This is a genomic window from Nitrobacter sp. 62-13 (genome assembly GCF_001896955.1).
GTDB lineage: Bacteria > Pseudomonadota > Alphaproteobacteria > Rhizobiales > Xanthobacteraceae > Nitrobacter.
On record NZ_MKRN01000214.1, the window covers coordinates 1 to 5578 of the forward strand.

At 63.5% G+C, this 5578-nt stretch carries 6 protein-coding genes; all 6 read right to left on the bottom strand.

Translation table 11 applies throughout. The annotated features are described in order from the left end of the window. Positions 1-1215: MATE family efflux transporter (locus BGN91_RS17570; RefSeq protein ID WP_292615348.1), on the bottom strand; the 1215-nt coding region annotated here is incomplete at its 3' end. A gap of 332 nt (positions 1216-1547) precedes the next feature. Next, positions 1548-2579: a 50S ribosomal protein L3 N(5)-glutamine methyltransferase gene (gene prmB, locus BGN91_RS17575; protein WP_292615350.1), complete on the bottom strand. Its 1032-nt coding sequence runs from the start codon at positions 2577-2579 to the stop codon at positions 1548-1550. Continuing rightward, complete coding sequence (locus BGN91_RS17580; RefSeq protein WP_292615352.1) at positions 2579-3058, bottom strand: molybdenum cofactor biosynthesis protein MoaE; 480 nt, start codon at positions 3056-3058, stop codon at positions 2579-2581. Before BGN91_RS17580 ends, prmB begins: the two co-directional genes overlap by 1 nt. 21 nt (positions 3059-3079) lie before the next feature. Beyond that, positions 3080-3331 carry a molybdopterin converting factor subunit 1 gene (gene moaD / locus BGN91_RS17585; protein WP_292615353.1) on the bottom strand — a complete coding sequence of 84 codons (252 nt, stop codon included), beginning with the start codon at positions 3329-3331 and terminating at the stop codon, positions 3080-3082. Beyond that, positions 3328-3945: a CDP-diacylglycerol--glycerol-3-phosphate 3-phosphatidyltransferase gene (gene pgsA, locus BGN91_RS17590; RefSeq protein ID WP_292615354.1), complete on the bottom strand. Its 618-nt coding sequence runs from the start codon at positions 3943-3945 to the stop codon at positions 3328-3330. Before pgsA ends, moaD begins: the two co-directional genes overlap by 4 nt. Before the next feature lie 135 nt (positions 3946-4080). Then, on the bottom strand, positions 4081-5578 hold a 1498-nt coding region (gene uvrC / locus BGN91_RS17595; protein WP_292615355.1), incomplete at its 5' end, for an excinuclease ABC subunit UvrC.

Sequence of the window (5578 nt, forward strand, 5' to 3'; positions counted from 1 at the left end):
CATCGGCACGCGGGTATCCTGCAGGCCGCGCAGCATGCCGGCGCCGACCACCTGCGCGCCGTCGGCAATCTGAAACACCGCGGCGCAGGTCAGAAACGACACAGCGAGTCCGATCACCTCGGCGTTCGACGCATCGTTGACGTCGACGAATGCACCGATCAGCCATCGCGGCGCGGCAATCATCAGCACGCTGGTCGCGGTCATGAAAGCAATCGCCAGCGCAAACGAGGTCCATCCGGCGCGGGTGATCCCGTCGCGGTCGCCGGCGCCGTAAGCGCGGCCGACGCGCACCGTGGCCGCCTGCGACAGTCCCATCGGCACCATGAAGGAGACCGAGGCGATCTGAATCGCGATGGCATGAGCCGCGATCGAGGCCGTGCCGAATTGGCCCATCAGGAATACCGCGGCATTGAACACGGTGATCTCGAAAGCGAGCGCGGCGCCAATCGGCAAACCGACGCGCCACAGCGTGACAAGACGCGGCCAATCGGCGCGCCGCCAGTTGCCGAACAGATGGAAGCGACGAAACCTGCGGCCAAAACTCGCCACCAGCACCAGCCCGACGAACAGGAAGGTGTTCGACAATGCCGTCGCGATGCCGGAACCACGCAGGCCGAATGCCGGCAGGCCGAGATGACCGAACACCATCGCCCAGTTCGCGGCGATATTGAACAGGATCGCGGCCGCGGTCACCAGCATGGCCGATAACGGGCGCTCCAGCGCGGCGAAGAACGATCGCAACGCGATAAAGCCCAGCGTCGGCAACATGCCCCATTGCAATGCGCGCACGAACGCCTGAGCATCCGCCGCAAGCTGCGGTTCCTGATCGAACAGAATGAGGATCGCCTCGCTGTGCCACAGCAGCAACCAGCTCGGCACCGCGATCAGAACCGACGCCCATAATCCCTGCCGGAACGTCCGCCGCACGTCGCGCACCGAATGCAGCTTGCGACCGAACGCTTCGGCCATCATCGGCGACGTCGCGGTGACAACGCCGATGCCGAAAATCAGGATCGCGAAGTAGAGGTTGACGCCAAGCGTTCCCGCGGCCAGCGCGGAGGGACCGACGCGACCCAGCACGATCACGTCGGTGGTCGTCAGTGCAATCTGCGCGAGATTGGTGAGGACCAGCGGCCAGCCGAGCGTCAGCGTCGCCCGGAGTTCTCCGAGCCAGGGATCGCGCGGCAGCGCGCTTTGGCGGGCGTCAAAAAGCATGGCGGCTCGATCATCAACAGGGCAACTAGTGGTCCGATTCTAACATTTGCATCCCGTTGCGGCGGGGATTCTTGCAAATGTGAGAATCAAAGGACCACTAGTACTAGTGAAGTTTTGAATTTGACATTCGCTTGCCGGGTTTGCTGCAAAGGGAGTAGCGAATGTCAAATTCACTCCACTAGGGCAGAAGGACGGTTTCAGGACGACGAAACCTCCGACGGTATCGCCGGAGGTTTTTCACGCGTCGTTCGCTGGGTCGCCTTCAGTTAAGTGAACTCAGGCAATTTTGCCAGAGGCCGAGGCATGGGCGATCTGCCGCGCCGCTCCGGCTGTCATACGGAAACGACATCGGCAAGCGCGGCCGCCTCGATCCAGAATACCTCACCTTCGGACTCCTCTGTGTCGAGCCAGAGGAAATCGGCACGAGGATACGCCTTCTCGATCGCCGGCTTGCAGCGGCCGACCTCGCACAACAGCCCGCCGCCGGGCGCGAGGTGAGTTTTGGCGCCGTCGATGATCCGCCGCACCAGATCGATGCCGTCGGCGCCGCCATCGAACGCCATCCGCGGCTCCGCAAGGCATTCGCGCGGCAGGCCCGCCATGCCTTTCGCATCGACATAGGGCGGGTTCGAGATAATGAGATCGTATCGCTGGTCCCTGAGCGCTCCGAACAGATCGCCTTGCAACAGCGTGATGCGATTTTCCAGGCCGTGCTCGCGCACATTGCGCGCGGCGACCGCGAGCGCGTCTTCCGACAGATCGGCCGCGTCGATCCTCGCATTCGGAAATGCGCGCGCGGCCAGAACGGCAAGGCATCCCGAGCCGGTGCAGAGATCGAGCACGCTTGTGATGGTTACGGGATCGCGCAGACGCAGCACCTCGTCGTCGCCGAAATGCGAGTCGAGGATTTCGCCGATGAACGAGCGCGGCACGATCACGCGCTCGTCGACATAAAACGGCAGCCCGCGCATATACATCCTGTTGACGAGATAGGCGGCGGGCTTGCGGGTTGCGATGCGCTGCTCGGTCCAATCGAGGATGCGTTGGCCGGTCGCCTTCGGCACGCGCAGCTTGGCGTTCGGTTCGACCTCCTCGGGATGCAGGTTCATGGCCTCGCCGACCAGGAAAGCGGCTTCCGCAACCGGATCGGTGGTGCCGTGAGCGAAGGCGACGCGCGCGCGCTTCAGCCTTGCGGCGGCGAAGCGGACATAGTCATAAATCGTCGCGAGTTCGGGTGCCTCAGCCGTGGCAGCGTCTCGATTTCTTGTTTCGGATTTAACGGTTGTGCGCGGTGGCCGGCGTTTTTTGGCTGAATTGCTGGTCGCGGCCTGCGATCGTCCGCCGCGTGCGGCGGTCTTCGCCATCAGGATTTGGCCCAGCGCGCCGCAGCCGCGTCATCGCGATCGTGGGCGTCAACCCAACCGGATCCGGCGGAGCCCTCCTCGCGCTTCCAGAACGGCGCGCGGGTCTTGAGATAGTCCATCAGGAACTCGGCCGCATGAAACGCCGCCTCGCGGTGCGCCGACGCCGTCACCACCAGAACGATATTGTCGCCGGGCACGATCCGTCCGAAGCGGTGAATGACGGTGAGGCCGGTGAGCGGCCAGCGCGCAACCGCCTCCTCGGCATGGCGCGCGATCTCTTCCTCTGCCATGCCCGGATAATGTTCCAGCACAAGCGCGGCTATCGCATCACCAACCTCGCCGTCAGCCTTGTCGCTTCTGCAGATGCCGCTGAAGCTCACGACGGCTCCGATATCGGTGCGGTCGCGCGACAGCGCCGCGATTTCGCGCGCGACGTCGAAGTCCTCTTCCTGCAGGCGGATGGTGACGGGAACGGTCATGGCGACGACGCTATCTACAGATCAACCGCCGGTCATCGGCGGAAAGAAGGCGATCTCGCGCGCGCCTGCGATCGCCGTGTCCTGCTTGACGTGGATACGGTCGATCGCGGCGCGGATCACCTTCGGCTTTTCGAACGCATGGGCATATTCATCGCCCCGCTGCGACAGCCATGCGATCAGATCGGCAACCGTCGCGACGGCTGGCGGCGGATCGAGCGCCTCCTCGGCCTTGCCGACCCGTTCGCGCACCCAGGCGAAATACAGCACCTTCATTTTTCATCCTCCTCGATGAGGTGGTGAATACCGGCCTGGAAATAGTCCCAGCCCGTATAGATGGTGAAGATCGCCGAAACCCACAACAGCAGAAGCCCGATCTGGGTCACGAACGGGAAGATCAGGTCACCGGCCTCGCCCGCGAGCAGAAATCCGATCGCGACCAGTTGCACCGTGGTCTTCCACTTCGCGACCTTGGTCACCGGCACGCTGACGCGCAGCGCCGCCAGGTATTCGCGCAGGCCCGATACGAGAATCTCGCGGCACAGAATTACGATCGCCGCCCACAGCGTCCAGCCATGGATGATGCCGTCCGCCGCCAGCATCAAGAGACAGGAGGCGACCAGGAGCTTGTCGGCAATCGGATCGAGCATCTTGCCGAAGGCGGATTGCTGATCCCAGATCCGCGCATAGTAGCCGTCGAGAAAATCGGTGACGCCGGCTGCGACGAACACCCCGAGCGCCACCCAGCGCAGCCGCAACGGCCCGTCCATGATCGATTGAGCATAGACGCAGCCCACCACCACCGGGATCGCGGCGATCCGGGCACAGGTGAGAATATTGGGAAGCGACAGCATACTCCTCGCGGTCGCCTGGCTGGTTGCGGTGCTCATTTCGTCTTACCAATACTGTCGTGGCGCGAACGTCAACCGGCCACGGGGCGCATTTCGCCGCTTTGGCCGAGGCGAAGCCTTATCCGTTGGTCTTAATACGAAAAATGCCGATGAATATCATGATAAAAACCACCTTTACGCCGGCCGGGCGTGAAAAAAGTCGAAGATCCTGCGGGCGCTTTCGGCGCTGATGCCTGGAACCTTGCCAATATCGGCCACCGAGGCGCGTTCGATCTCCTTCAACGTCCCGAAATGATGCAGCAGCGCCCGCTTGCGCGCGGGGCCGATGCCGGGAACTTCCTGCAATCCAGCCTCGCGCATATCCTTTTTACGTAACTTGCGATGCGATCCGATCACGAAACGGTGCGCCTCGTCGCGCAGTCGCTGGATGAAATAGAGGACCGGGTCGCGCGGTTCGAGCTTGATCGCCGGACGGTCCGGCAGGAACAGGGTTTCGCGTCCGGCATCGCGGTCCGGTCCCTTCGCGACCGCCACCAGCGGTATCCGGGTCAGCCCCAGCGCATCGAGAATTCCGCGCGCGGCATTGAGCTGGCCGAGGCCGCCATCGATGATCACGAGATCCGGCCATTGCTGCACCGTATCCTTCTCCGGGTCATCGGTCTTGTCCGGATCGGCGGCCTGCTGCATCAGCAGTCTCTTGAAACGGCGCTCCAATACCTCGCGCATCATCGCGTAATCGTCGCCGGGCGTCAGACCTTCGGAGCGGATGTTGAACTTGCGGTACTGGTTTTTCAGAAAGCCCTCAGGGCCGGCGACGATCATCGCCCCGACCGCGTTGGTTCCCTGGATGTGGCTGTTGTCGTAGACCTCGATGCGCCGCGGGCTATGCGGCAAACCCAGGGCGACGGCCAAACCCTGCAACAATCGTGATTGCGTCGCGGTATCGGCCAGCTTGCGGCCAAGCGCCTCGCGCGCATTGGTCAGCGCATGGGAGACCAGTTCCTTCTTCTCGCCGCGCTGCGGCACCAAGATCGCGACTTTGTAACCGGCCTTGATCGACAGGGCATCGGACAGCAATTCGCATTCCTCGATGCGATGCGACAGCAGGACCAGCTTCGGCGGCGGCTTGTCGTCGTAGAACTGCGCGAGAAACGCGCCCAGCACCTCCTCCGGCGTGAAGGATTTTTCCGCGCGCGGAAAGTAGGCGCGGTTGCCCCAGTTCTGTCCGGTGCGGAAGAAAAAGACCTCGACGCAGGAATAGCCGCCCTCCTGGTGGATCGCGAACACGTCCGCTTCTTCCACCGTGCGCGGGTTGATGCCCTGCTGCGACTGGATCGCCGACAGCGCGGCCAGCCGGTCGCGGTAAAGCGCCGCGCGCTCAAAAGCGAGGTCGGCCGAGGCCTGCTCCATCGCGCGGGCCAGATCCTCCTTCACGGCGCGGCTGCGGCCGGACAGAAAGTCCGTCGCCTCGCGAACCAGCGCCGTATAACCGGGAAAATCGATCTCGCCGGTGCATGGGCCCGAGCAGCGCTTGATCTGATACAACAGGCACGGCCGCGTCCGGCTTTCGAAGAACGAGTCGGTGCAGGAGCGCACCAGGAACGCGCGCTGCAGCGCGGTGATGGTGCGGCCGACCGCGCCTGCGGATGCGAACGGTCCGAAATAGCGTCCC

What these genes read in the sequence shown, in the direction of transcription:
- moaD (WP_292615353.1), bottom strand. Translation starts at nt 3,331, where the DNA reads ATGAAGGTGCTGTATTTCGCCTGGGTGCGCGAACGGGTCGGCAAGGCC.
- pgsA (WP_292615354.1), bottom strand. Translation starts at nt 3,945, where the DNA reads ATGAGCACCGCAACCAGCCAGGCGACCGCGAGGAGTATGCTGTCGCTT.
- prmB (WP_292615350.1), bottom strand. Translation starts at nt 2,579, where the DNA reads ATGGCGAAGACCGCCGCACGCGGCGGACGATCGCAGGCCGCGACCAGC.
- BGN91_RS17580 (WP_292615352.1), bottom strand. Translation starts at nt 3,058, where the DNA reads ATGACCGTTCCCGTCACCATCCGCCTGCAGGAAGAGGACTTCGACGTC.